This is a genomic window from Vibrio sp. 10N.247.311.49, assembly GCF_041467655.1.
In the GTDB taxonomy this organism is placed as follows: domain Bacteria; phylum Pseudomonadota; class Gammaproteobacteria; order Enterobacterales; family Vibrionaceae; genus Vibrio; species Vibrio crassostreae_C.
This window is the reverse complement of sequence record NZ_JBFSVA010000003.1, coordinates 187,655-210,882: the sequence shown is the minus strand read 5'-3', so window position 1 is coordinate 210,882 and position 23,228 is coordinate 187,655. Positions and strand designations below refer to the sequence as shown.

General features: G+C 45.1%; 23 protein-coding genes and 1 pseudogene. 18 read left to right on the top strand and 6 right to left on the bottom strand.

The features are described 5' to 3' along the window. Positions 1-24: 24 nt before the first annotated feature. The 5 genes from AB6E54_RS05325 to AB6E54_RS05305 are packed head-to-tail and all read left to right on the top strand — an operon-like array spanning position 25 to position 4,258. Positions 25-903 carry an alkaline phosphatase family protein gene (locus tag AB6E54_RS05325; protein ID WP_372168786.1) on the top strand — a complete coding sequence of 293 codons (879 nt, stop codon included), beginning with the start codon at positions 25-27 and terminating at the stop codon, positions 901-903. After that, positions 900-1,793, top strand: a complete 894-nt coding sequence (locus AB6E54_RS05320) for an ABC transporter permease (RefSeq protein WP_372168784.1) — start codon at positions 900-902, stop codon at positions 1,791-1,793. The genes AB6E54_RS05325 and AB6E54_RS05320 overlap by 4 nt, the downstream gene beginning before the upstream one ends. Next, positions 1,793-2,578 (top strand): ABC transporter permease, encoded by a 786-nt coding sequence (locus AB6E54_RS05315; protein WP_004732591.1) that lies wholly within the window; start codon positions 1,793-1,795, stop codon positions 2,576-2,578. Before AB6E54_RS05320 ends, AB6E54_RS05315 begins: the two co-directional genes overlap by 1 nt. Continuing rightward, positions 2,578-3,597 carry an ABC transporter ATP-binding protein gene (locus AB6E54_RS05310; RefSeq protein WP_372168782.1) on the top strand — a complete coding sequence of 340 codons (1,020 nt, stop codon included), beginning with the start codon at positions 2,578-2,580 and terminating at the stop codon, positions 3,595-3,597. Before AB6E54_RS05315 ends, AB6E54_RS05310 begins: the two co-directional genes overlap by 1 nt. A 1-nt stretch (position 3,598) precedes the next feature. After that, positions 3,599-4,258 (top strand): HAD family hydrolase, encoded by a 660-nt coding sequence (locus AB6E54_RS05305; RefSeq protein ID WP_372168781.1) that lies wholly within the window; start codon positions 3,599-3,601, stop codon positions 4,256-4,258. A 75-nt stretch (positions 4,259-4,333) separates the two neighbouring features. Here AB6E54_RS05305 and AB6E54_RS05300 read toward each other — a convergent pair whose 3' ends face one another. The 3 genes from AB6E54_RS05300 to AB6E54_RS05290 all read right to left on the bottom strand — a co-directional run bounded on the left by AB6E54_RS05300 (position 4,334) and on the right by AB6E54_RS05290 (position 6,900). Further along, entirely contained in the window at positions 4,334-4,999 is a 666-nt protein-coding gene (locus AB6E54_RS05300; RefSeq protein WP_136974564.1) for a response regulator, read from the bottom strand. Further along, positions 4,996-6,366, bottom strand: a complete 1,371-nt coding sequence (locus AB6E54_RS05295; protein ID WP_372168797.1) for an ATP-binding protein — start codon at positions 6,364-6,366, stop codon at positions 4,996-4,998. Before AB6E54_RS05295 ends, AB6E54_RS05300 begins: the two co-directional genes overlap by 4 nt. 288 nt (positions 6,367-6,654) lie before the next feature. Beyond that, positions 6,655-6,900: a hypothetical protein gene (locus tag AB6E54_RS05290; RefSeq protein WP_017072318.1), complete on the bottom strand. Its 246-nt coding sequence runs from the start codon at positions 6,898-6,900 to the stop codon at positions 6,655-6,657. 301 nt (positions 6,901-7,201) lie between these two features. On the opposite strand from AB6E54_RS05290, the gene AB6E54_RS05285 reads away from it, so the two are divergent. Next, positions 7,202-9,250 carry a DUF3466 family protein gene (locus AB6E54_RS05285; protein ID WP_065584491.1) on the top strand — a complete coding sequence of 683 codons (2,049 nt, stop codon included), beginning with the start codon at positions 7,202-7,204 and terminating at the stop codon, positions 9,248-9,250. 123 nt (positions 9,251-9,373) lie between these two features. Here the strand turns inward: AB6E54_RS05285 and AB6E54_RS05280 are convergent, their stop codons facing one another. Continuing rightward, positions 9,374-9,604, bottom strand: a complete 231-nt coding sequence (locus AB6E54_RS05280) for a hypothetical protein (RefSeq protein ID WP_229647578.1) — start codon at positions 9,602-9,604, stop codon at positions 9,374-9,376. A gap of 83 nt (positions 9,605-9,687) precedes the next feature. Between AB6E54_RS05280 and hppD the strand changes: the two genes are divergently transcribed. Genes hppD through maiA form a run of 4 tightly spaced genes read left to right on the top strand, consistent with a single transcriptional unit; the run spans position 9,688 to position 13,660 of the window. After that, positions 9,688-10,761 (top strand): 4-hydroxyphenylpyruvate dioxygenase, encoded by a 1,074-nt coding sequence (hppD, locus tag AB6E54_RS05275; protein WP_372168779.1) that lies wholly within the window; start codon positions 9,688-9,690, stop codon positions 10,759-10,761. After that, entirely contained in the window at positions 10,754-11,884 is a 1,131-nt protein-coding gene (locus AB6E54_RS05270) for a homogentisate 1,2-dioxygenase (RefSeq protein ID WP_372168777.1), read from the top strand. Before hppD ends, AB6E54_RS05270 begins: the two co-directional genes overlap by 8 nt. 12 nt (positions 11,885-11,896) lie before the next feature. Beyond that, the gene (locus AB6E54_RS05265) at positions 11,897-12,934 is read left to right on the top strand and encodes a fumarylacetoacetate hydrolase family protein (RefSeq protein WP_372168775.1); all 1,038 of its coding nucleotides are present in this window, start codon (positions 11,897-11,899) and stop codon (positions 12,932-12,934) included. A gap of 21 nt (positions 12,935-12,955) precedes the next feature. After that, positions 12,956-13,660, top strand: a complete 705-nt coding sequence (gene maiA / locus AB6E54_RS05260; RefSeq protein WP_372106694.1) for a maleylacetoacetate isomerase — start codon at positions 12,956-12,958, stop codon at positions 13,658-13,660. Positions 13,661-13,871: 211 nt separating this feature from the next. On the opposite strand, the gene AB6E54_RS05255 is transcribed toward maiA, so the two are convergent. Together AB6E54_RS05255 and AB6E54_RS05250 are read right to left on the bottom strand one after the other, a co-directional pair. Further along, positions 13,872-14,798 carry a carbamate kinase gene (locus tag AB6E54_RS05255; RefSeq protein WP_372106695.1) on the bottom strand — a complete coding sequence of 309 codons (927 nt, stop codon included), beginning with the start codon at positions 14,796-14,798 and terminating at the stop codon, positions 13,872-13,874. A gap of 529 nt (positions 14,799-15,327) precedes the next feature. Next, the gene (locus tag AB6E54_RS05250; RefSeq protein WP_372106696.1) at positions 15,328-17,367 is read right to left on the bottom strand and encodes an acetoacetate--CoA ligase; all 2,040 of its coding nucleotides are present in this window, start codon (positions 17,365-17,367) and stop codon (positions 15,328-15,330) included. Positions 17,368-17,565: 198 nt separating this feature from the next. On the opposite strand from AB6E54_RS05250, the gene phhA reads away from it, so the two are divergent. The 8 genes and pseudogenes from phhA to AB6E54_RS05210 all read left to right on the top strand — a co-directional run bounded on the left by phhA (position 17,566) and on the right by AB6E54_RS05210 (position 23,051). Beyond that, positions 17,566-18,360, top strand: a complete 795-nt coding sequence (phhA, locus tag AB6E54_RS05245) for a phenylalanine 4-monooxygenase (protein ID WP_372106698.1) — start codon at positions 17,566-17,568, stop codon at positions 18,358-18,360. Beyond that, the gene (locus tag AB6E54_RS05240; RefSeq protein WP_017065112.1) at positions 18,350-18,688 is read left to right on the top strand and encodes a 4a-hydroxytetrahydrobiopterin dehydratase; all 339 of its coding nucleotides are present in this window, start codon (positions 18,350-18,352) and stop codon (positions 18,686-18,688) included. The genes phhA and AB6E54_RS05240 overlap by 11 nt, the downstream gene beginning before the upstream one ends. Positions 18,689-18,829: 141 nt before the next feature. Further along, the gene (locus tag AB6E54_RS05235) at positions 18,830-19,930 is read left to right on the top strand and encodes a Fic family protein (RefSeq protein ID WP_372106699.1); all 1,101 of its coding nucleotides are present in this window, start codon (positions 18,830-18,832) and stop codon (positions 19,928-19,930) included. A 135-nt stretch (positions 19,931-20,065) separates the two neighbouring features. Beyond that, positions 20,066-20,572, top strand: a complete 507-nt coding sequence (locus AB6E54_RS05230; RefSeq protein ID WP_017066729.1) for a hypothetical protein — start codon at positions 20,066-20,068, stop codon at positions 20,570-20,572. Positions 20,573-20,788: 216 nt separating this feature from the next. Next, on the top strand, positions 20,789-20,998 hold the full coding sequence (locus tag AB6E54_RS05225) for a DUF3283 family protein (protein ID WP_004732615.1): 210 nt from the start codon (positions 20,789-20,791) through the stop codon (positions 20,996-20,998). A 96-nt stretch (positions 20,999-21,094) separates the two neighbouring features. After that, positions 21,095-21,811: a YebC/PmpR family DNA-binding transcriptional regulator gene (locus AB6E54_RS05220; protein ID WP_010432326.1), complete on the top strand. Its 717-nt coding sequence runs from the start codon at positions 21,095-21,097 to the stop codon at positions 21,809-21,811. Positions 21,812-21,998: 187 nt separating this feature from the next. Beyond that, positions 21,999-22,163, top strand: a pseudogene (locus AB6E54_RS05215) (LysR family transcriptional regulator); the annotation flags it as partial. 12 nt (positions 22,164-22,175) lie between these two features. Then, the gene (locus tag AB6E54_RS05210; RefSeq protein WP_102428112.1) at positions 22,176-23,051 is read left to right on the top strand and encodes an NAD(P)-dependent oxidoreductase; all 876 of its coding nucleotides are present in this window, start codon (positions 22,176-22,178) and stop codon (positions 23,049-23,051) included. Positions 23,052-23,228: the final 177 nt, after the last annotated feature.

Sequence of the window (23,228 nt, the reverse complement as noted above, 5' to 3'; positions counted from 1 at the left end):
GAAACAAGCAATAGAGATTAGACCATGAGCAATAAGGTTATCCTTGTTGTTCTAGATGGACTGAACTATCAGGTAGCCCGTGATTGCATGGGCTACCTGAACGGTCTTCTAGAACTAAGTGATATGCAGATAAAACAGAGCGATTCGTACAATAAACAGAGCACTTCGCAGAGCACGCAAAAAAACAAGCTGCGCGCCACGCTTTACCCTGTGCAATGTGAGCTGCCATCTATGTCACGCCCGCTGTATGAGTGCATTTTAACTGGGGTTCGCCCTGTCGAAAGTGGCATCGTTAACAACCAAATCGTGCGTTTATCGAATCACGAGTCGATCTTTAGCTTGGCTAAATCGCAGGGCAAAGTGACGGCTGCTGCGGCATATCATTGGGTGAGTGAGCTGTATAACCGAGCGCCGTTTGACGCTGTGCGTGACCGTTTTACCAACGATGAAAGCATGAACATTCAACACGGCTGTTTCTACCATTGGGACCACTACCCAGATGAAGCCTTGTTCTTGGATGCAGAGCACTTGCGCGTGACTCATCAGCCTGATTTTTTACTGATTCACCCAATGAACATTGACGACATGGGACACAAGCATGGGCTGGATTCTCGCCAGTACCGTAATAGTGCTCGTGGCGCGGATATTTACCTATCAAACTATCTTGAGAAATGGGTAGACGATGGTTATCAAGTGATCATCACCAGTGACCACGGCATGAACAATGACTTGTCTCACGGTGGCATTCTGCCTGAAGAGCGTGAAGTGCCATTCTTTGTGATTGGCGATAAGTTCACACACCAAGCCTGTTCAGTGAAACAGACCGATATCTGCGGCAGCGTCTGTCAGTTACTCAACCTTGAACACGATAAATCTTACACTCAGGAATTGTTGGCCTTATGAGCAGTTCTGTAATTACGCAGAGCGATGGCTCTGCGCTTCAACCCAAAACCAAATCTTTGTTTCAACGCTTCAAGCCCGCTTCGTGGCTTGCGCCTTTCGCGCTGTTTTTCTATCTGTTCCAACTGGCACCTATGGTTTGGGTGCTGATCAACAGCTTCTTCTACGACGATGAGCTCTCTCTCGAAAACTATTCTGAAATATTCGATTCTGCTTTCATGATGCAGGCTTTTGGCAACAGTTTATGGTTGTCGATTTGGTCGAGCATTGTTGGCTTGGCGATTGCAACTCTGTTGGTCTCTTCATTGCGCCGTGTTGATTCTAAAATCCGCGATGCGGTGATCGCGTTTACCAATATGAGCAGCAACTTCTCTGGTGTGCCTCTGTCGTTCGCATTCATCATCATCTTGGGCACCAATGGTGCGATTACCTTATTGCTCAAGCAGTATGGATTGCTGGGTGATTTCGACCTTTACGGCAAGTGGGGCTTGCTGGCGATTTACATCTACTTCCAGATCCCATTGGCGGTGTTGTTGCTGTATCCAGCGTTTGATGCTCTGAGTGACGACTGGCAAGCCGCTTCGGCACTGCTTGGCGCGAAAACTTGGCAATACTGGACCAAAATAGCACTGCCTGTGTTGTCGCCTGCCTTGTTCGGCACCTTCATCATCTTGATTGCTAATGCGATTGGCGCCTATGCGAGTGTGTATGCGTTGACCTCGGGCAACTACAACGTGATTACGATTCGTATCGCGAGCTTGGTATCGGGCGACTTGTTCTTAGAACCAAACCTAGCTGCGGCAATTTCAGTGATTCTGATGGCGATGCTGGCCTTCATCACCGTGATTAACCAATGGCTGATCAGCAAAAGCTACGCAGGGAAGAGAAAGTAATGAACACCGTCAATACTCGTTTTCATAAAACGGTTGTCTATTCGATTGTCGGCATCATGATGATCCCGATCTTAGCGACCTTTATTTACTCGATCTCTTCTCGTTGGGGCGCAACGATCCTGCCGGATGGCTTCACGTTAGATTGGTATATCAACCTGCTGACCGATCCTCGCTTCTTACAAGCTTTTGGTCGTTCACTGTTTATCTGTGTGGCAGCACTGTCATTGAGTGTGGTGTTGGTCTTGCCTGCGATTTTCGTGGTGTTTTACTATTTCCCGAAACTCGACAAGGTGATGAATATCCTGATCTTATTGCCATTCGCTGTGCCACCCGTGGTGTCGTCGGTTGGCTTGCTTCAGCTATATGCCGATAGTGAAATTTCCTTGATAGGCACACCGTGGATCTTGATTGGTACTTACTTCACCATCGCGTTGCCATTCATGTACCGCGCGATTGCCAACAGCTTTGAAGCGATTAACCTGCACGATTTGATGGACGCGGCACACCTGCTCGGTGCAAGCACCACCAAGGCGTTCTTGTTGATTATTCTGCCAAACCTTAAGAAAGGCTTAATGGCGTCGCTGTTCTTGTCGTTCTCGTTCCTATTGGGCGAGTTCGTGTTCGCCAACATCTTGGTGGGTACACGTTACGAGACACTGCAAATCTACCTATACAACATGCGTCAAACCAGCGGCCACTTCACGTCAGCCCTAGTGATGACGTACTTCCTGTTTATTTTCTTACTGACTTGGTTGGCAAGTCGTTTCAGCCAGGGAACAAAATAATGAGCTATGTAAATGCGAAAAACCTTACCAAAAGCTTTGGTGACAACACGGTGTTTGAAGACATTCAATTTTCAATTGAGAAGGGCGAATTCATTACTCTGCTTGGCCCAAGTGGCTGTGGTAAATCGACTCTACTGCGCAGCTTGGCTGGCCTGAATCCTGTTGATGGTGGCGAGATCTGGGTGAACGGTGAAGAGATTACTCACCAAGTGCCACAACAGCGTGGCATCGGCATGGTGTTTCAATCTTATGCGCTGTTCCCGAACATGACGGTTGAAGGCAACATTGCGTTTGGCCTCAAGATGAAAAAGCTTGCTGCTGACGAGATTAAGCACGAAGTCGCGAAAGTGATTGGGCTGGTGGATTTAACGGGCAAAGAGAAATTCTACCCGCATCAGCTATCAGGCGGTCAGCGTCAGCGTGTGGCTTTGGCAAGAGCTTTGGTGGTCAAGCCGCGTATTCTGCTACTTGATGAACCGCTTTCTGCACTGGATGCTAAGATCCGTAAACACCTTCGCCAACAGATCCGAGATATTCAAAAAGAGATGAACCTGACCACGATCTTCGTGACCCACGATCAAGAAGAGGCGATGATCATGTCTGACCGTATCTTCTTGATGAATAAAGGCGAGATCGTACAAACGGGTACACCCGAAGAGATCTACACTCAACCTGCCAATGAATTCGTGGCGGGGTTCATGGGGCACTATAATTTGGTGCAAGCAAACCAAGCTAAGCAACTTTTCAACATTGAAACGGAATGGAAAGTAGCGATTCGACCGGAATCTATCTACGTGAAAGAGCAAGGTCGACAATATGGCGAGCATATCTCCGCGCCGAAAACGGGCACCATTCGTAACCACCAGCTCTTGGGTAACGTGATTCGCTACCAAGTGGACGTTGATGAGTGTGAATTAACGGTCGACCTACTCAACCGCTCCTCTGAACGACTGTTGGCAAACGGCAGCCAACTTGAACTCCTGTTTAACCTTAACGAAATTCAACCTGTGAGAGCCTAAGATGTTCAAACCTTTGTATGTATTTGATATGGACGAAACGCTGATCAATGCCGATGCAGCGATGCTCTGGAATGAGTTCTTGGTTGAAAAGGGCATTGCCACAGCGCCCAACTTTATTGAAGAAGATAAGCGCTTAATGGGCTTGTATTCGGAAGGCAAATTGAACATGGAAGATTACCTCACGTTTTCCATGCAGCCTTTAGCCGATATGCCAACAGAGCAAGTCAGCGCTTTGGTGGAAGAGTGTGTCGAGCAGCATATTTTGCCTAAACAGTTCAAGCAGTCGAAACCTTTGATTGAACAGCTAGAAAATGACGACATCGATATGCTGATCATCTCTGCCAGCGTGACCTTCTTAGTGGAAGCTGTGGGGCGTAAGATTGGCATCGAGAATGCACTTGGTATCAATTTGATTGAAAACCAAGGCCGCTTTACGTCTCAGATCTCAGGTGTACCAAGCTACCGTGAAGGCAAAGTGACGCGTTTAAAAGAGTGGTTAGACAATCAAGAAACCAACTATTCAGATATCCACTTTTATACCGATTCAATCAACGACTTACCTTTGTGTGAACACGCCGATTTTGCTTATTTGGTGAACCCGTGTCCGCGTTTAAAAGCGTTAGCTGATCAACTGAACTGGTCGATTCTCAACTGGGATTAACGCTGATCCCATCTTTGAATTATGTTCGCTTTAGAACGAAAAAAGCCGCTGATGAAAGCGGCTTTATGATTCGTATTATTCTATTTCTAGTTTGTAACCTATCCCGTAAATGGATTTGATGTAGTCACATTTTTCATTTATCGAGACCATTTTTTTGCGTAAGTTTTTGATATGGCTATCGATAGTGCGATCACTGACCACTCTTCTATCGTCGTAGATTTTATCAATCAATTGATCGCGACTATAAATGCGGCCAACATTTTGATAGAGAAGGTGCAAAAGCCGAAACTCAGCTGGCGTTAAACTTAGCTTAATACCACATAGGACAGCGGTCATACTCAATTCATCAATATCAATGGCGTTCGTTGGTGACGTGGCTTGGGGCTTGTTGGAACGGCGCAAAATATTTTTCACCCTCACAACCACTTCTCTCGGGCTGTACGGCTTACATATATAATCATCTGCACCCAGTTCAAGCCCAACGAGTCGATCAATCTCTTCGACCTTGGCTGTCGCCATAACCACTGGGATGTCACTGAACGTTCTCAGCTCTCGATAAATATCCAACCCGTCTCGATTGGGTAGCATGAGGTCGAGAATAATGAGTTTAGGCGATGCTTGCTTTACCCAGTCAATGACAAGGTTACCATCGATAATATGATGACTTTCAAGGCCAGAGTGCTCTAAGTACTCACACAGTACACTTGCTAATGCAGGCTCATCTTCGACGACTAAAATCACGATTTTATTTCCTTTGGTAACGCTATGATGATTCGTAGTCCACCCAATTCTGAGTGGTCGGCAGTAATGTGTCCTTGGTGCGCTTCAACGATATTTTTACAGATAGATAAGCCAAGCCCAGAACCGCCACTTGAGCGACTGCGCGATTTATCAACGCGGTAAAGCCTCTCAAACAAACGCGGAAGTGATGCATCAGGTACACCTGGATCACTGTCTTCAACGTTGATAATAATACTATCACTAATGTCGGTAACATCTATCGATACATGCCCATTATCGCTAGTGTATCGTGCGCTATTTTCCAACAGATTCACAAACAGTTGTGTCAGTAATCTCTCATCACACGAGGTAAACAGTGGGGCTGAATGGTCATAGTGCTTTGTTAATGTGATTCTTTTCTGTTCTAAACGGATCGAGTTTTGAACGATCACAGAATCAATCAGTTTATGTATATCAACGTTGTTTTTAACATTGAGGTTAAATCCGATGTCATACAGGGAGAGTTGATGAAGATCCTCAACGAGTTGACCCAGTGTGATGATTTGTTGATGTAACGAGTCGATGTATTTTGGCTCAGGAGATCGGATACCGTCTTGTAGCGCTTCTAGTTCACTTCTTAGCACGGTGATCGGCGTTCTAAGTTCATGTGAAATATCCGATAACCACTGTTCTCTAAGTGTTTTCTGTTTTCTTAGTGTCTCGACAACACCGTTGAATATTCCGATGAGATCGGACAATTCATCATTGCCGCTTTTTTCAATGTAGAAATCGAGATCGCCATTTTCGATAGATTTGGCACCTTTCGACAAAGCACGCAATGGTTTCAAAAATCGCCTAACAAGAAATAAAGCGATAAGGAATGAAAGCAACACGGTAATCGAAGCGATAGTGCTTACATGCGTCGTTTGTTGTTTGAAAAAGCTTTCTGCCAAAGGCCCTGATATTTCATCCATCTGGACGATGGAGATATACCCAATCACTTGATCATCCCGTGTTATTTCGACTAGTGCTTGATGCTGACCATCTTCAAGGTGATGTAGGTTTTCAGGCGGTCCAATTATGGCTCGCCCGTCTTGATCTAAAATGTTGAGTCGTTGCCAAATAGGTTGAAGGCCTGGCGCTTCCGGCTCTCTTAATGGTGGTGGCGATGGGTGTCTGTCACGAGGATGTGGTCGTGAGGGGCCGCTAATGCTACTGGCGATTAAATGTGGTTCACGCTCTAGCCGCCTCCACTTTTCGGAAGGTGAGTAATATTGCTTTAAGTTATTGGCGAGTTCTTGAGCTAGGGCAATCTCATTATTATTTGTGAAATCTTGGAGCCCTCTTTGAAAACTGGAGTTAATAAAATAGGTCAGTACAAAGAGCATGGTCACGCACACCATTAGTATTGAAACAAACAGTTTGGTGAAAATTGATATGCGCACGTTCTCTCCAGAAATTAAAGTGAATTAAGACGATAGAGTGAGTTAAGACAATAAAATGAGATAAACCAATATTAGCCCTCGATCGTGTGGGAAATATGGACATTGATTTCTTTATTCATCTTAGGCCATGTATAAGCACTCTTTTGTTAGAAATGAATAGCGAGCTGACAGGGTGCTATACCCCATCAGCTCGCATTGAATTATCACTATTTTAGGATAACCCTCTAACCATTATTGACGTCTTGGTGGTGGTGGCGGAACTTCCTCTTCCGATAGACCACCGCTTCCATCTGCGTCTAGTTTATCAAAGTCATCGGCGAGTGGACCTCTGAGCTCTTCTAATTGTAACTCGCCATCACCGTTTGCATCCATTTCTTCAAAGCTTGGCATTTCTCTTGGGCCTTCACGGCTTTCAGCACACGCTTGAAGCGCGAATGTCGATGTCAGTAAAAGTAATGCTGTCGTGATTTTGTTCATAATTTAATTCCTATTCGTAACCAAATATAAGTGTATTTCTTTGACGCAAATAGGTTAGCGATCAAATTAGCAGAGAAAATGGATAAATCTAGGAGATGAAAGTTAGCGTTTAACTTTAATAGGGCATCAGGTCATCAGCCCATCAAGTCAGGTTGTTTAAACCTCCATTGTTTCTACATAGTTTCCACATTTTCTATTTTTATCCTAGTCCACTATTGAACTCATGAATTTAATGCCTTTAGCAATAAAGGCAGAAAGCTATCGTTGGTATTGAAATGGATTATTTTTTAGGAGCCGTAGAATGAAGGCAATGGTAAAAAAATCAGTCGTTGTCTCTTCTACGTTGTTGGTTGCTTCTTATAGTAACGCTGCGCTTTATAGGGTGGTTTTGGAGGAATCACCAGTAGAAACGGAATCGGTGTATGGGGTCGCAGTTGAACCAGAGCTTGGTACAACGGATTGCTTTAGTACCAGTTGTGGTGACACCGACTACGCATTCGCAGGGGAAGCTCAAAATGCAGAACCAGGTTTTTCCTTTAAAGAGGAGGTCCCCTTTGGTATCGATAACACGTTCTACTATTTGGATTATGACGATATCTATAGCTACTGCACGAGCGAACTTGGCTACGCGACTTGTGAAGCTTGGAGTTCTTTATTGTGGTATGGCGATGATGATGCGGGCATTGGAGGCTTGAAAAATGAGCGTGATGCGTATTACGGGCTGAGCTATCAGACCAATTCCACGGCTTTTTATGATTCTTCTTCGCTAAGCGAGATCCCAGATGTTGGCAGCAACCCACCTGATGTGAGCAGTTATAGTTATTCCTTTGTTGATGGAACAGAGGAGAAGGTCATCACTAAAGTTGACGAGAATGGTTTTGTTCTTGGTAACACCAGCAGTGGTTACTACAGTTATAACAACCAATATATTCAGTTGTATAGGCAGCGTGGTTACTACGATACAGGCACTGAATTTACGGTTCTCCAACCTGAAGCCGATACCAGCATTACGATCAGCGATGCTGACGGCGAAGCGAATATAATCTCCCAAATGGGAAGAACGATGGCTTTTGACTCTTTCAGTTATGGAGGGGAAAGCTATGTGGTCGGAAGCGCGTCCGTTGCAACTTTTTATTACAGTGATGGATACAAAGATTATGACTCTCCGTACACATCCGACAGTGATGCTGAGGATCTAGATAATTGTATCGATGAAGATATTGAGCCTGCTTTATATCCAGAGTGTCAGAACTTTGCTTTTGCTAATCGAGCTTTTGTCTGGAATATAACCGATGCGAATGGTCCCAATGATGATGGAAACCGTTTTGCAGTATCCGATTGGGAAACCAGTTCGACCTATTACTCTTACAACGATGATGAAGCTTCAGCACAAGCGAGTGTGAGGGCTGCAACGATTTCGTCTAGAGGGACATATAGCTCTTATCCTGTTTTAGTTGGTTACAATACGGAACTAGATGATTCAGATAACTTTCTTATGCAGGCTGCTGTGTTTAGGCCAAGCAGTACGTCAAATTTCAGCGTTTCGGAAAATGCTTGGACGACTACATTTATCGCTAATGCGACGGTAGAAGTGAGTGATTCATACATTCACAGTAATTCTGTCGCAACAGACATTAATGAAAACATGATGGTTATTGGTTATGCAAAAAGAGATGGTGATTATCCGTCGGATCGTGTGTCTGATAATCGTATGTTCGTCGCTGATGCGAATGACACAACGCCAACAGCCACATTCTTCGCAAGTTTAGGTGAAGACATTTTCTTTGACAGTGCAGAGGGAAAAGCAAGTGAGATCAACAGCTACAATGAAATCGTTGGCTATGTTGACGCCGAAACTCACGCTGAAGTAGACGGACATGAAAGAAGGCATCGCGGCTTCATTTTCCCTTATAACGACACTGGTACCGATGCTGATAGACGTGCAAGATATAATGATCAAGCTTGGTGGTTAGACGACCTAACTAACGGTGGTGACGACAGTGATGCCAACAACCACTTTAGAATATTGGACGCAACCGACATTAATGACGCGGGTGTTATCTCAGGGACGGCAATACAATGTTTTGCGAGTGAAAGTAGCTCCTCTTCTATGGCTTATGATTCAACCGCGCACTTTGCATATTGTAATGATGGAGTAGGTGACGAGAGGGTGGTGGCTGTGAAACTTATCCCGATATCTGGAGCAACAAGTGAAGACATTGCTGAAAGAAGTGATGATAGCGCTGAAGATGTTGAACGTAGTGGTGCCGGTACCGGGTTATTGGTGCTTATCAGTTTGATGTCCGTGCTTTCAGTTCGCTTGAAAAAATCTCGTTCTGTGATTGCCTAAATTGATGACGTGCTCACGAGAGAAACAACCTCTATTTGACCGTCAACCATTAAAGTAATGGGTTAGGTTTGATACTTCGTCCCATAAGAATACCGCTGGGATATGAAGCTTTTTAAAAGAGCATCACCTGTTTTGTGATGCTCTTTTTACGTTCAACATACACTTATCTCTTTCTGCTTTAGCCAAAAAAATCACATGTAACAATTCAATAACATCTCTTGCTCTGCTGTAAATCAAACCACCCTCTTTCAATCCCTTGATAGCACTCACTTTGTTGTTGTGAGGTTTTGTGTGTAACAAATATTTTACAATTTGACGGGTTTTTAGCGTTATTGCCCATTTCCTTCGATGCATTCCAATCTTTCCGCTTGTGGGCCAAATTTAATTAAGGACAAAAAACACGTAATACAAAACCAATAGGTACAAGGAGAAAGTTCATGGTGGATACATACAACCCGCTTGGCACGGATGGATTCGAGTTTGTTGAATACACGGCCGTTGACCACAAGGGAATAGAGCAACTTAAAGCGCTGTTTGTGTCACTTGGTTTTGCTGAGATAGCCAAGCACCGCTCAAAAGAAGCTTGGCTGTATCGACAAGGTGATATCAATTTTATCGTCAATGAACAACCACACAGCCAAGCGGAAGCGTTCGCTAAAGTTCACGGCCCATCGGTGTGTGGCATGGCGTTTCGTGTTAACGATGCAACCACGGCAATGACGCAGGCGTCTAGCGGTGGTGGTGAAGAGTACAAGACAGAAATCGGGCCAATGGAGCTGAGCATTCCTGCTATTTACGGTATTGGTGAAAGTTTGCTTTATTTCGTAGACCGTTACGGCAAGCAGAGCATCTACGACGTTGATTTCCGATTCTATGATGACGCGCAAGAGCGCATGGCGAAAGCCGACGTAGGCCTTTATGAGATCGATCACCTCACGCACAACGTGAAACAAGGCAATATGGATCTGTGGTCTAGTTTTTATGAGCGTATCGGTAACTTTCGTGAGATTCGCTACTTCGACATTGAAGGTAAGCTGACAGGCCTTGTGAGCCGTGCCATGACCTCACCATGTGGCAAGATCCGTATTCCAATCAATGAGTCTTCAGATGACAAATCACAAATTGAAGAGTTTATTCGTGAATACAACGGCGAAGGTATCCAACACATCGCGCTTGCTACGGATGACATCTACAAAACGGTGAAAACCCTGCGTGATCGCGGCATGGACTTTATGCCAACCCCAGATACCTACTATGAGAAAGTTGACGATCGTGTAAAAGGCCACCGGGAAGATACCGATCTGTTGCGTGACCTACGCGTTCTGATTGATGGCGCGCCGACCAAAGACGGCATCTTGCTGCAAATTTTCACGCAGACAGTAATCGGGCCTGTGTTCTTTGAAATCATTCAGCGTAAAGGCAACGAAGGCTTTGGCGAAGGCAACTTCAAGGCGCTGTTTGAATCGATTGAAGAGGACCAGATTCGTCGAGGAGTATTAGACGATGCATAAATGGATCTCGTTTCCTCATCGGGAGGGGGTGTGCTCTAAACAAGCGCATGCCGACTTCCCCGAAGAGGCAATTTATGAGCGAGAGGCGGGCCGAAGTGGATTCTTCGGCCCTGCCGCTCATTTTCATCACCAACATGCCCCAACAGGTTGGTCGGAGTGGGAGGGCGATCTGCGCCCTCGCGCTTTTGATTTTACGCTGGTGGAAAAAGCCAGCCAGATAACCCCTTGGGCTGTGCCTCATCTTTTGCACAATGCGGACTGCAAAATTCGTGTGTGGCGCATGGACGAGAAGATGGATTTCTTGGTGCGTAATTCCGACGGTGATGAGCTGCTGTTCATTCATCAAGGCAGCGCCGATCTCTATTGTGACTATGGTCATCTAGAGGTGAGTGAAGGGGATTACGTGATGATCCCGCGCTCGACCAACTGGCGTTTAGAGCCAAGCGAGCCGATGTTTATCTTGATGATTGAGAACACAGACGCGGCTTACTCCTTGCCAGAGAAAGGCATGGTCGGTAATCACGCGGTGTTTGATCCTGCTGTGCTCGACATCCCTTCTATCAATGATCAATTCCGCGTTCAGTACTCAGAAAATCAAACTCAGGTTCAGGTAAAACGCCACGACAAAGTCAGCGTTATTACTTATCCGTTCAATCCATTGGATGCAATTGGTTGGCATGGCGACCTAGCTGTGGTGAAAGTAAATTGGCGCGATATCAGACCGCTGATGTCACATCGCTACCACTTGCCACCCTCTGCGCATACAACGTTTGTTGGCGCAGGCTTTGTGGTGTGCACCTTTGTGCCACGCCCGATTGAGAGCGATCCTGGGGCGTTAAAAGTGCCGTTCTACCACAACAACGATGATTACGACGAAGTGCTGTTCTATCACGCAGGTGACTTCTTCAGTCGCGATAACATTGAGGCGGGCATGGTGACCTTCCATCCGGCTGGGTTTACGCATGGGCCTCACCCTAAAGCCTTTAAGGCAGGGCAAGCGTATAAGAAAAAGTTCACTGATGAAGTCGCGGTGATGATCGATACTCGCCACGCGCTGCAGTTCTCTGATGAACTCGATAGCGTTGAGAACAAAGAATATGTCTACAGTTGGCAAGAGAAGTAAGGGGCAACAAGGATGAAATTAGCAACCAAGAAAAATGGTACTCGCGATGGTCTGTTGATGGTCGTGAGTAGAGATCTTAAACAGTGTGTGCCAGCGACGGAGATTTTTCACGCGATGCATTTGGCGCCAACCATGCAGGTAGCTTTGGATAACTGGGACAGTGTTGCGCCTCAGTTAGAAGAATTATACACCTCGCTTAATACTGGGCATGTGATAGGCAGTGAAGTCTTTGCGCCTCAATATTGTGAATCGCCTCTGCCACGCGCTTATCAATGGGCAGATGGCAGCGCGTATGTAAACCACGTTGAGCTGGTGCGTAAGGCTCGTGGTGCTGAAATGCCAGAAAGCTTTTGGGTCGACCCGCTTATGTATCAAGGCGGCTCAGATACCTTTATTGGTCCGCGTGACAATATTGAGTTTGCCAGTGACGAATGGGGTATCGATTTCGAGGGTGAAGTCGCGGTTGTCACCGGAGATGTGCCAATGGGTGCTAGTGCTAAGCAAGCGCACGAGTCTATTCGCTTACTAATGTTGGTGAACGATGTGTCGCTGCGCGGCTTGATTCCGGCAGAGCTAGCGAAAGGCTTTGGCTTCTTCCAATCTAAACCGTCTTCGGCGTTCTCTCCGGTCGCAGTCACACCTGATGAGCTTGGCGAGCAATGGAAAGGCAGTAAGGTGCATTTACCGTTGATATCGACCTACAACGACCAGCCTTTTGGTTGTCCGAATGCCGGCGTCGATATGACCTTCAATTTTGCGGAGCTGATTGTCCATGCTGCGAAAACTCGACCATTATCGGCGGGCGCGATCATAGGTTCAGGCACGGTTTCTAATAAACAAGGCACTGACCATGGCACCTCGATTTCTGAAGGTGGTGTGGGATATTCATGTATTGCTGAAGTACGCATGATAGAGACGATTCGTGATGGTAAACCGTCGACTCAATTCATGTCGTTTGGTGACTCGATCAAGCTTGAGATGCTTGATGCGGCGGGTGATTCCATTTTTGGCGCGATAGACCAAAAAGTGAGCCAGTATCGAGCGCTATAATCCACGTAATAGGGTTTCAGTATGAGCGAGAGCATCGTGAACAAGAACATTATACTTTACGGTTACTGGCGCTCTTCGGCTGCCTATCGGGTGCGTATTGGATTAAACCTAAAGCAACTCAACTATGAGTCTAAATCGGTCCATTTGGTGCGTAATGGCGGCGAGCAGCATGATCCACAATATCGCGAACTCAATGCCAGTGAATTAGTGCCGGTGCTGGTGGATGGTGAAGTTCAACTCAATCAGTCGCTGACGATCTTGCAATACTTGGACGAAAACTATTTGTGTGAGAGCAGCCCAGACTCCTTGTTGATTCCAGAGCAAACACCATTGCGCTATCAAGCGTTGGCAATGGCTCAGGATATTGCGATAGAAATTCACCCTCTGAATAACCTGCGTGTGTTGCAGTATTTGGAGCGAGAGTTGTCGTGTGAGCAAGAGGCGAAAATAGACTGGCTTCACTATTGGATGAGCCAAGGTTTTTCGGCATTAGAAGAGAAGCTTTCTAAGCATCGTCAAACATACGCTGATTCAGTTTATAGCCTCACCGATTCACCATGCATTGTCGATATTTGCTTGGTGCCACAGGTGTATAATGCGCTGCGCTTTGGCGTTGATATGTCGCCTTATCCGCTGATTAACTCAATTGTCGAAGCGTCTAATCAGTTACCTGCTTTTATTGAGGCGATGCCAGAGAATCAAGCGGATGCGAATGATTCCATGTAGATTCACTGATGTAAACGCAAATACTTTTCCCTTGCGCTGCCAAAACCGCTTCTTGAAAGAAGCGGTTTCCAACATTAAATATATTAAATACAGTTAGTGTGTGAATATTTATCTCGTTTAGAACTAATATGGATTTAATAAAAAGCCTTGTTATTAATTAAAAGGCTTTACCCCAAGGTTTTATATTAGTGGTTTTTATCACTCGATAATATTAGTAATAAACAACACCTTCGCCTTTCGTTATCAGAGTGCCAGCTTCATTGGTGATTATTTTATCTAAATCAAATAATGAACCAATCGCCGCATTACCCAAGCCAGCTTCAACGAATTTACAAACGGCATCAATTTTTGGCCCCATAGAACCAGCAGGGAATGAAAACTCTGCTAAACCAGCAGGCGTTGCTTGCTTCATTTCTGCTTGGTCTTCTTTACCATAGTTACGGAAAATCGAACCATCGGTTAAGATAATAAACAAGTCGGCATGGATTTTTTCAGCCAGTAATTCAGCCGTAAGATCTTTGTCAATTACGCACTCTACGCCAGTACTCTTACCCTGTTCAATACTCACGGGAACGCCGCCGCCACAAGCAATAACAAGGTTTTCTGTATCTAGAAGAGTTTCAATTTGCTGAATTTCAACAATGCTTTTTGGCATAGGAGAAGGCACAACGCGACGGTAGTACTCGCCATCAGCTTTAAATTGCATTGTGCTTTGAGCCATTAACTCTTTAGCTCGTTGCTCTGTATATACAGGGCCAACAAATTTAGTCGGGTTAGCAAACGCAGGGTCTTTTTTGCATACTTCAGTTTGCGTGACTAGCGTCGCTACGTCTAATTCAGGGTCAATGTTTCTTAGCTCTTGTTGTAACATGTAGCCCACCATGCCACAGGTTTGAGAGCCGAGTACATCCATTGGGTATGGGGTAGTCTCTGGCGAATATTCGCTATAAGCCGCGTTTTGTTCCATCAACAAACCTACTTGTGGGCCATTACCATGAACGATAACAATCTCATGCTCGCGTGCGATTGCAGCAATACTCGCCGCTGATTTGATTATATTTTCACGTTGGTTCTCAGCCGTTAATGCTTGGCCTCTTGCTAAAAGAGCGTTACCGCCTAAAGCTAATACTATGCGCATGATAATGTCTCCGATCATTTAATAATGATTTTATTTATTTTACGTAGGGATTAACCGCTTGTTTCTAATTAAATTCAAGATTATTAATAACAATGACTAGGTTTTTTAATTACTCTTAAGTAATTAACATGCCGAGATAGTATGGGAAAATAACTGTTCTAAATGTGATAGCTATCAAATTATCATTTCACTAGAAATAGAGCTGTGGGAGCGGGAATTATTATAATTCGATTAAATATCCATAAGCTGGGATACAATCCAGTGGTGGACTCTTTTTTTGTATAAATGATTCGTCTTTAGTGAATATTATCTCAGCCCAAAAAATGAATAATTTAACATTTTTGTTTTAAATATGACGTTCAGATCTCATTAAGAACTTTAGAAAAGATACGGAGCCAAATTGAAGCGGGGAGGACACTAGCTTAAATAGTGGCTTTGATTCGGTTTTCAGTCGGCTGCCTTTACTCCAGATGTTATCTGACAGCCAAGTGAAAAGTGGAGATAGCTTGCTACGTTCTAGGCCTAATCGCTAAAGCGAAACAACGCGCTTTATCTCTTCCAAAACCTCGGCGTTAGCGATAGCCCCGAGGTTTTCTACATTTTTGCCATTGATCACCTGTTTCACAGCCAACTCCACCAGTTTGCCAGAGCGTGTTTTTGGCACGTCGCTGATCGCAAATATCTGGCTTGGCACGTGTCTTGGCGAACAAGAGGATTTGAGTTTGCTTTTGATGGCTGTCAGTAACTTTTCATCTAAACTCACACCTTGCTGCAGCTGAACAAACAGCCATACCTGTTCATTGCGGTCGATGTTTTTACCGACTGCTATCGAATCGATGATGCCGTCAATGGTGTTCACTTGCTGATAGATTTCGGCCGTACCAATTCGCACGCCACCGGGGTTGAGTGTGGTGTCGCCTCGCCCGTAGAACAGGTAGCCGCCATGTTCGCTCTGTGCGACTTCATCACCGTGATGCCACACATTGTCGAACCTATCCCAATAGGTGCTGTGATAGCGCTCTCCGGTGTCATTCCAAAAGCCAGCGGGGAAGTTGGGTAGGGAGTTTGTACACACCAGTTCGCCACGTTCATGATTAACCTTGTGGCCAGACGAATTGAACACTTTGATGTCGACGCCGAGCCCGGCCTGTTGGCACTCACCGCGATACACTGGCGAGATGGGATTACCTAAAACAAAGCAGCCACAAATATCTGTCCCTCCAGAAATTGAGGCTAAATGCAGGTCTTGCTTGATGTGTTTGTAGACGTAATCGAACTGTTCTGGATAAAGCACAGAACCGGTCGAGCACAGTGTTCTTAAGTGAGGAAGAGAGTGACTGTCGATCGGCGAGAGTTCTGCCTTCTCAATCGCTTCTAGATACTTGGCTGAGGTGCCAAATGTCGATACGTCTGCACGCTGTGCCAAGTCCCACAGTACATTGGGTTGCGGATAAACCGGGCTACCATCAAAGATCACCAAACAAGCACCGCTCGCGAGCGCAGATACGTGCCAGTTCCACATCATCCAACCACAAGTGGTGTAGTAGAACACGCGATCTCTCGGTTTAATATCGCAATGAAGCTGATGCTCTTTTAGGTGGTTGATGGTAGTGCCACCAACCGAGTGAACAATACACTTTGGCTTTCCGGTGGTACCGGAGGAATAGAGCACGAACAACGGTTCATTGAAGCCGACACGAGTAAATCGAAGAGGTTTTGTCTGATAGTGATTAATGATGCTGTGCCAGCTTAGAATCGACACATCATGTTCAACTTTTTTCTTCTCTAAATCGCTCTTCTCTAAGTCATTACTCGGTTTCAAATAACCGATCTCACACACCTGTTTTAATTCGTTTAAGTGTTCGATGATTTCACGGTTCTTGCCCGCCATATCGAACGTTTTGCCATTGAAGGTGTAACCGTCACAGGTGAACAGCACCTTAGGTTTCACCTGTCCGAATCGCTCAATCACACTCTCTACTCCAAAATCAGGCGAGGTCGATGTCCAAATCGCGCCTAAGCTGGTGGCGGCTAGCATGGCTATCACGGTTTGTGGCAGATAGGGAGTATACGCAGCAACTATATCACCTTGTTTCACTCCGCTATCGACAAGCCATTGCTGAACACTAGAGACAGCTTCACACAGGGTTTCCCATGTATAACTCTGTTGTTCGCCACGTTCGTTCTCAAACCAAATCGCAAGCTCGTTTGGCAACGTTTTTGCTGAATGCAGTAAGTTTTCGGCGTAGTTAACTCGAGCATTCGGAAACCACACCGCATCGCGATTCGATTTCGGCTGCTGCCAGCGGCTCCCACCTTGAGCTTTGATGGTCTCGCTTTCTGCCTTGTTAATAGAGTCTTGTGAGCCGACTACTCCACAAAACTGCCATACGTTTTGCCAAAATGATTCCGGATGTTCCACAGACCATTGATGGAGTTCGGTGTAGCTTTTTACGTCCCTATCTAGGTTTAACCCAGACTGTTCAAGGTTATCGATAAATCGGGTTAAGTTGGCATCGGCGATACGCTGCTCGCTAGGGTGCCAAATTGGCTTATTGCTCTCGTGCATTCCTTTACCTTTAACAAAAAGTTAACGATTTCAGTCTGGTATTTAGGTTTTACAAAGTCAAAAGATCAGAAAAATAAGGGTTTGTCGTAATTGTGTAAATAAAATGTTACACGATCGCCCGTTTCGAAAAATCGTGCAAATTGGCGGATATAAGGAGTGGAGATAGGCTTGAAGTGAGACATTCGAAAGGAGGTGTGTATGACTCAATATCATTCTAAGCCCGTGAGCCAAGAGGGATGGGTTGAGTGGAGCCTCGAAGAAGACGCCATTTGGCACGACTTAGTGAAAAGGCAACAGGACGTCATTAATGACCGCGCATGCGATGCTTATTTGCACGGTCTGACCTTGCTGGATCTACCATTAGACAGAGTTCCCCAGCTGCCAGAGATAAATAAAGTGCTAATGGAAACAACCGGTTGGCAAGTTCAGCCTGTGCCTGCATTGATCGATTTCGACCGATTCTTTGATTTGCTCGCCAATAAGAAATTCCCAGTTGCGACATTTCTGAGAACGCGAGACGAGTTCGATTACTTACAAGAACCTGATTTCTTTCATGAAATTTTCGGCCATTGTGCCATGCTCACTAATGCCGATTTCGCGGCTTTCACTGAGCATTATGGAAAACTAGGCCAAGCCGCCACATCTAAACAGCGCGCTTATCTTGCCCGTTTGTATTGGTTTACGGTTGAGTTCGGTTTAGTAAAAGAAGGCCAACAACTGAAAATCTATGGCGGTGGCATTCTTTCGTCTCCAGCGGAAACTATGTATGCGTTGGGAGGGGATTTGGCCGTTCGCGAGCGGTTCGATCTGCAAACGGTTTTAAGAACGCCTTATCGTATCGACATCATGCAGCCGAAATATTACGTGATCGACGAGCTATCTGAGCTCTTTAAAATCAGTCAGGAAAACCTATTACAGCAAGCTGATCTCGCCATCGATGCGGGGTTACTACCACCACTTTTTGAACCCAAGGAACCAACACATGTTGAATGAACAAAAATGCGAAGCCTGCAGTATCGACGCGATTGCCCTAAGTGAAGATGAACAACAATCTTTACTGTTGGAGTTGTCAGACTGGCAGATCATCGAAAGAGACGGCATCCCGCAGCTTGAGAAGGTGTTCAAGTTTAAGAACTACAAGCAAGCATGGGCATTCAGCAACATAGTGTCAGAACTGGCAGAAGAAGAGTTCCACCATCCTTCGATCTTATTGGAGTGGGGCAAAGTCACCGTCACTTGGTGGAGCCACTCAATCAAAGGCCTGCACAAAAATGACTTCATCTGCGCCTCACGCTGCGATGTGTTCGCGGTGAGTGAATAGTTTTGTAGGTTAGGAGTTACTCTTGCAACCTCTGTGATGCGATTAACTCATTATTCGGCTCATAATGTGAGTTGAATAATTGCCTTAAACAGCTCATAGTATGAGTTGAATAAGTGATACTTTCGCATCATGGGGTGTAATATGTGGATTTGGCAGCAAGATAATTGGCCAAACTTTGTTTGGGATAATCAGAAAATAGGCGTGAGGTTAAGAGAAGTACGGCTTAATCAGGGCATTCTATTGGGCAAGATTACCTCACAGTCGGCAGATCAATCCCAAACCATGCTCGACACCTTATTAGCGAACATAGTCCATTCCAGTGCGATTGAGGGAGAAAAGCTTAATGCTTTCTCGGTCCGGTCTTCTTTAGCCAATAAACTCGGTGTCAGTGAAGATCGACCTTTTCCAACGACAGAACAAACCGATGGCCTAGCTGAAATTATGTTGGATGCGGTGCAGAACCTAACAGAGCCACTAGCGCTTGATAGGATCTTACATTGGCACGATAGACTGTTTCCTCAAGGCTACACCATGTTTAATCCTGTAGTCGGAGGTCAGCTACGAGGTGAAGCTCCGATGCAAGTGGTATCAGGAAGAATTGATCGTCCAACCGTGCACTTTGAAGCACCTAGCCGATACATTCTTGATGCTGAGCTAGATACATTTATCACATGGTTTAATGATTCACTTACCGACGCTACACTCGATCCCTTACTTAGAGCTGCGATAACTCACCTTTGGTTTATCACCTTACACCCGTTAGATGATAGTAATGGTCGTATTACTCGATTGTTGACCGACTTGGCATTAGCACAGGCCGAGCAGCAGTCGGTACGTTTCTATGCGATGTCGGTGGGGATTCTCGCTAACCGCAAGCATTACTACGAGATATTGGAGCGAACCCAGAAAGGGGAACTCGATATTAGCGAATGGTTGATGTGGTTCTTAGATACGTTAGACGAGACGTTTACAGGCGTTTTCGCTGAGGTCGACCAAACTGTATATAAGACTAACTATTGGCGCAGCATCGATCAAACCAAGCTTACGGCAGAACAAGTAAAAGTGCTGAATAGGATGCTCGATGGTGATTTTTCAGAAGGTATCAATGCCAGTCAATATCAGAAAGTAGCAAAGGTGAGCAGCGCCACAGCAACACGTCATTTGAACGCTTTGATTGAGCATGGCTGCTTAGTTAAATCTGGTTCTGGTGGCAGAAGCACGCGCTATCTGTTGCCGGAGTAGGGCTCACTTCAATTTATATACTTAAAGGTGCTGAGAATGTTGGCAGTTCTTTAGCCACAGAAGGTTGTTAAACGAGCCAACTTATAGGTTAAATCTCGCTCCTTCTTTTTACTACTATTAAAATGTGCAAATACAATGACAAATGAAGAAATACAATTATATAACGATATAGTTAAATCTGGGTTTCCTGTATTAGGGACATTATGTGGTGGTTTAGTTGGTGCAGCATCAACTTATCTTTTAACAAAGTTGAATAACGACAATGACGAAAAGAAAGACGCTCAAAAGCTGCGGAATGATCTGTTAATGAAAACTGCAAATGATGTAGCAGAATTTGAGCATTTAATGGCGATTTATACGACTACATTAGCGAATTATCTAAGAGATCAAGTCGATGACGGCTCTTTGAAAACAGCTTACCTAAATTCATTCAATAGTAATCTAACTTTGCGTAAGGCTAGAATGAATCTCCATATTCTCGGAATGGAAGCATCGTTAGAGTTATTAGAAGGGTATGTTGAGGCTACAAGAGAAGTGCTAGCTTATGGAAAGCGGTTAGATATAAAAAGAGCTATTGAACTAAATCAGAAGATATCTAAGGGTCCAATTTTATTCTATCAATCATTATCGATCGATCCTTAACGCCTTTTTGTTGTTTAGTAAGCTAACTTTCAAAACTCTGCTTTTCACTTTTTAGTTGCTCTTCACCAAACGCACTTTCCCAAACTAGCTTGACCTACATCAGCACTTGCTTGGTTTCTTGTCTCATAAATCCTTTCTACTACTCATAGTATTGGTTTTATGAGGCTGCTCTATGATATATTTCTCGGCCAAGTGTATTACAGACGAAGGCTAGCAATGTCTATCAACCTTTCACTCCTTCCACCCAGCGAGAAAAATAAAATCGAACTGGATAAGCAAGCATCGTTTCTTGTATGGAAACTGAAGCAAGCGAAATGTGGCCCTGAAGCCATTGTTGAAGAAGCAATGAAGCTAGGTGACCCAGAAGAAAAGGCTTGGTTTGATCAGTCTGTAGAAAAATACAAACGGGTAATGGGTGTTGCATAAACGCAGACAAACCTTGCCCAGCAGTGCTGTAGAATTGAAATGACACAGTAATTTGCTAGAATTTGCACCGTTAATTGAATCAGAGAGAAGATCCCGATGGGAAGAAGTTTTGAAGTGCGCAAGGCCTCAATGGCGAAAACTGCAGGCGCAAAAATTAAAGTTTATTCTAAATACGGTAAAGAGATTTACGTACTGGCTAAGAACGGCAGCTCTGACCCAGACATGAACCTACCTCTTAAGCACCTGATTGCTAAAGCGAAGAAAGACCAAGTACCAGCACACGTTATCGAAAAAGCGATCGATAAAGCGAACGGCGGCGGCGGTGAAGACTTCCAACCAGCTCGCTACGAAGGTTTTGGCCCAGGTGGCACAAGCGTAATCGTTGACTGTCTAACTGACAACGGCAACCGTACTTTCCAAGACGTTCGCCAATGTTTCGTTAAGACTGGCGCGAAAATCGGTGTTGAAGGTACTGTTTCTCACATGTTCGCTCACCAAGCTGTATTCCAGTTCAAAGGCGAAGATGACGAGATCATCCTAGAAACGCTTATGATGGAAGACGTAGACGTGACTGACGTTGAGCTAGAAGACGGTGTAATCACTGTATTCGCTCCAACGACTGAGTTCTTCAAAACGAAGACTGCACTAAACACTGCGTTCCCAGAGCTAACGCTAGACGTTGAGGAAATCACTTTCGTTCCTCAAACAACTACGCCAGTAGCTGAAGAAGATTCTGAGAAATTCCAGAAGTTCTTAGACATGCTTGACGACTGTGATGACGTTCAGCAGGTTTACCACAACGCTGAGCTGTAATATCAATCTATAATTGATAGCTTTGCTCTTGTGAGTAAATGTAGAATACAAAAAACCGAGCCTAGTGCTCGGTTTTTTTATGAACGTTATACCTGATTTTCCTTGATCATCGTTCCATAATGTACGGCTGACAAAGCGTTCTCTGGTCGCGATTTATCGCTGAACTTCATTATATTGTTCGTCTTATCCCGACATGAATCTGATTTAAGTACTCCCTGAGTATCATCGGGGTGATCGCCAAGCGTATTTAGTGTACAAAGAAAGAAAATATCAGCCAAAGGCTTTGACCCTGCTTATTGATGCATTGATTGAGAGTGTTCGATCTTTTCATAGCGATGGTTTGGTCAAATAAAAGGAGAAAGAAATGAAAGTAAGTTTTATCGGGCTAGGCGTTATGGGTTTCCCAATGGCAGGCCATCTAGTCAAAGCCGGTTTTGAAGTAACGGTATTTAACCGCACTCACAGCAAAGCGCTAGGCTGGGCTGATAAACACCAAGGTAAAGCGGCTGAATCTGTGGCTGAGTGTGTAGCGGAAGCTGACGTGGTATTGGTTTGTGTGGGTAACGATGACGACGTACGCAGCATGACAACCAGCGAAACAGGCGCATTGGCAGCGATGAAGCCAAACGCGATTCTTGTCGATCACACTACAACGTCTGCAGTTCTGTCTGAAGAGCTTGAAGTGGCAGCGAAGCAAGCCGGTATTCGCTTTATGGATGCACCTGTATCTGGTGGCCAAGCGGGCGCAGAAAATGGCGTGCTAACCATCATGTGTGGTGGCGAACAAGCGCTTTTCAACGACCTTCAACCTGTGTTCGAAGCTTACGGTAAGTCGTCAGTTCTTATGGGTAAAGTCGGCCAAGGCCAACGCGCGAAAATGGTTAACCAGATCTGCATTGCAGGAGTGTTGAATGGCTTATCTGAAGGCTTAGTGCTTGCTGAAAAATCAGGTTTGGATATCCCAACTCTGGTTGATTGCCTTAAAAACGGCGCTGCTGGCTCATGGCAGATGGAAAACCGTGCTACCACAATGGCACAAGACAAGTTCGATTTTGGCTTTGCAATTGATTGGATGATCAAAGACTTAGGTTTCTGTCTAGATGAAGCTGAGCGCCAAGGCATCCAGCTTCCACTGACTGAAAAGACCAACAACGCCTACAAGGCACTGTCTGCCGAAGGACAAGGCCGCATGGATACATCAGTATTGATGAAAGCCGTGGTTGAAGAGACAAAGAAGTAGAAAGATCGAAGTAATAGGAACTTCGTTTAGATAACTAAAAATAGCCGCGGATTAGCGGCTATTTTTTTGGTTTGAGCTCTGCCGAGTGCGTTAATCCAAAATAAATCCCCTCCTAGCCTCCCCTTGATTCATATGTAGATCCCTTGCTGATCGTGGAGAGGGGAGGAATAGAACATC

Excerpts from the sequence above, each read along its gene's own strand:
- AB6E54_RS05235 (WP_372106699.1), top strand. The coding sequence starts at position 18,830 with ATGTGGATTTGGCAGCAAGATAATTGGCCAAACTTTGTTTGGGATAAT.
- AB6E54_RS05255 (WP_372106695.1), bottom strand. The coding sequence starts at position 14,798 with ATGCGCATAGTATTAGCTTTAGGCGGTAACGCTCTTTTAGCAAGAGGC.
- AB6E54_RS05305 (WP_372168781.1), top strand. The coding sequence starts at position 3,599 with ATGTTCAAACCTTTGTATGTATTTGATATGGACGAAACGCTGATCAAT.
- AB6E54_RS05290 (WP_017072318.1), bottom strand. The coding sequence starts at position 6,900 with ATGAACAAAATCACGACAGCATTACTTTTACTGACATCGACATTCGCG.
- AB6E54_RS05320 (WP_372168784.1), top strand. The coding sequence starts at position 900 with ATGAGCAGTTCTGTAATTACGCAGAGCGATGGCTCTGCGCTTCAACCC.
- AB6E54_RS05230 (WP_017066729.1), top strand. The coding sequence starts at position 20,066 with ATGACAAATGAAGAAATACAATTATATAACGATATAGTTAAATCTGGG.
- phhA (WP_372106698.1), top strand. The coding sequence starts at position 17,566 with ATGACTCAATATCATTCTAAGCCCGTGAGCCAAGAGGGATGGGTTGAG.
- AB6E54_RS05310 (WP_372168782.1), top strand. The coding sequence starts at position 2,578 with ATGAGCTATGTAAATGCGAAAAACCTTACCAAAAGCTTTGGTGACAAC.
- hppD (WP_372168779.1), top strand. The coding sequence starts at position 9,688 with ATGGTGGATACATACAACCCGCTTGGCACGGATGGATTCGAGTTTGTT.
- AB6E54_RS05315 (WP_004732591.1), top strand. The coding sequence starts at position 1,793 with ATGAACACCGTCAATACTCGTTTTCATAAAACGGTTGTCTATTCGATT.
- maiA (WP_372106694.1), top strand. The coding sequence starts at position 12,956 with ATGAGCGAGAGCATCGTGAACAAGAACATTATACTTTACGGTTACTGG.
- AB6E54_RS05250 (WP_372106696.1), bottom strand. The coding sequence starts at position 17,367 with ATGCACGAGAGCAATAAGCCAATTTGGCACCCTAGCGAGCAGCGTATC.
- AB6E54_RS05295 (WP_372168797.1), bottom strand. The coding sequence starts at position 6,366 with ATGCTCTTTGTACTGACCTATTTTATTAACTCCAGTTTTCAAAGAGGG.
- AB6E54_RS05285 (WP_065584491.1), top strand. The coding sequence starts at position 7,202 with ATGAAGGCAATGGTAAAAAAATCAGTCGTTGTCTCTTCTACGTTGTTG.
- AB6E54_RS05265 (WP_372168775.1), top strand. The coding sequence starts at position 11,897 with ATGAAATTAGCAACCAAGAAAAATGGTACTCGCGATGGTCTGTTGATG.
- AB6E54_RS05220 (WP_010432326.1), top strand. The coding sequence starts at position 21,095 with ATGGGAAGAAGTTTTGAAGTGCGCAAGGCCTCAATGGCGAAAACTGCA.
- AB6E54_RS05240 (WP_017065112.1), top strand. The coding sequence starts at position 18,350 with ATGTTGAATGAACAAAAATGCGAAGCCTGCAGTATCGACGCGATTGCC.
- AB6E54_RS05325 (WP_372168786.1), top strand. The coding sequence starts at position 25 with ATGAGCAATAAGGTTATCCTTGTTGTTCTAGATGGACTGAACTATCAG.
- AB6E54_RS05210 (WP_102428112.1), top strand. The coding sequence starts at position 22,176 with ATGAAAGTAAGTTTTATCGGGCTAGGCGTTATGGGTTTCCCAATGGCA.
- AB6E54_RS05225 (WP_004732615.1), top strand. The coding sequence starts at position 20,789 with ATGTCTATCAACCTTTCACTCCTTCCACCCAGCGAGAAAAATAAAATC.
- AB6E54_RS05270 (WP_372168777.1), top strand. The coding sequence starts at position 10,754 with ATGCATAAATGGATCTCGTTTCCTCATCGGGAGGGGGTGTGCTCTAAA.
- AB6E54_RS05280 (WP_229647578.1), bottom strand. The coding sequence starts at position 9,604 with ATGCATCGAAGGAAATGGGCAATAACGCTAAAAACCCGTCAAATTGTA.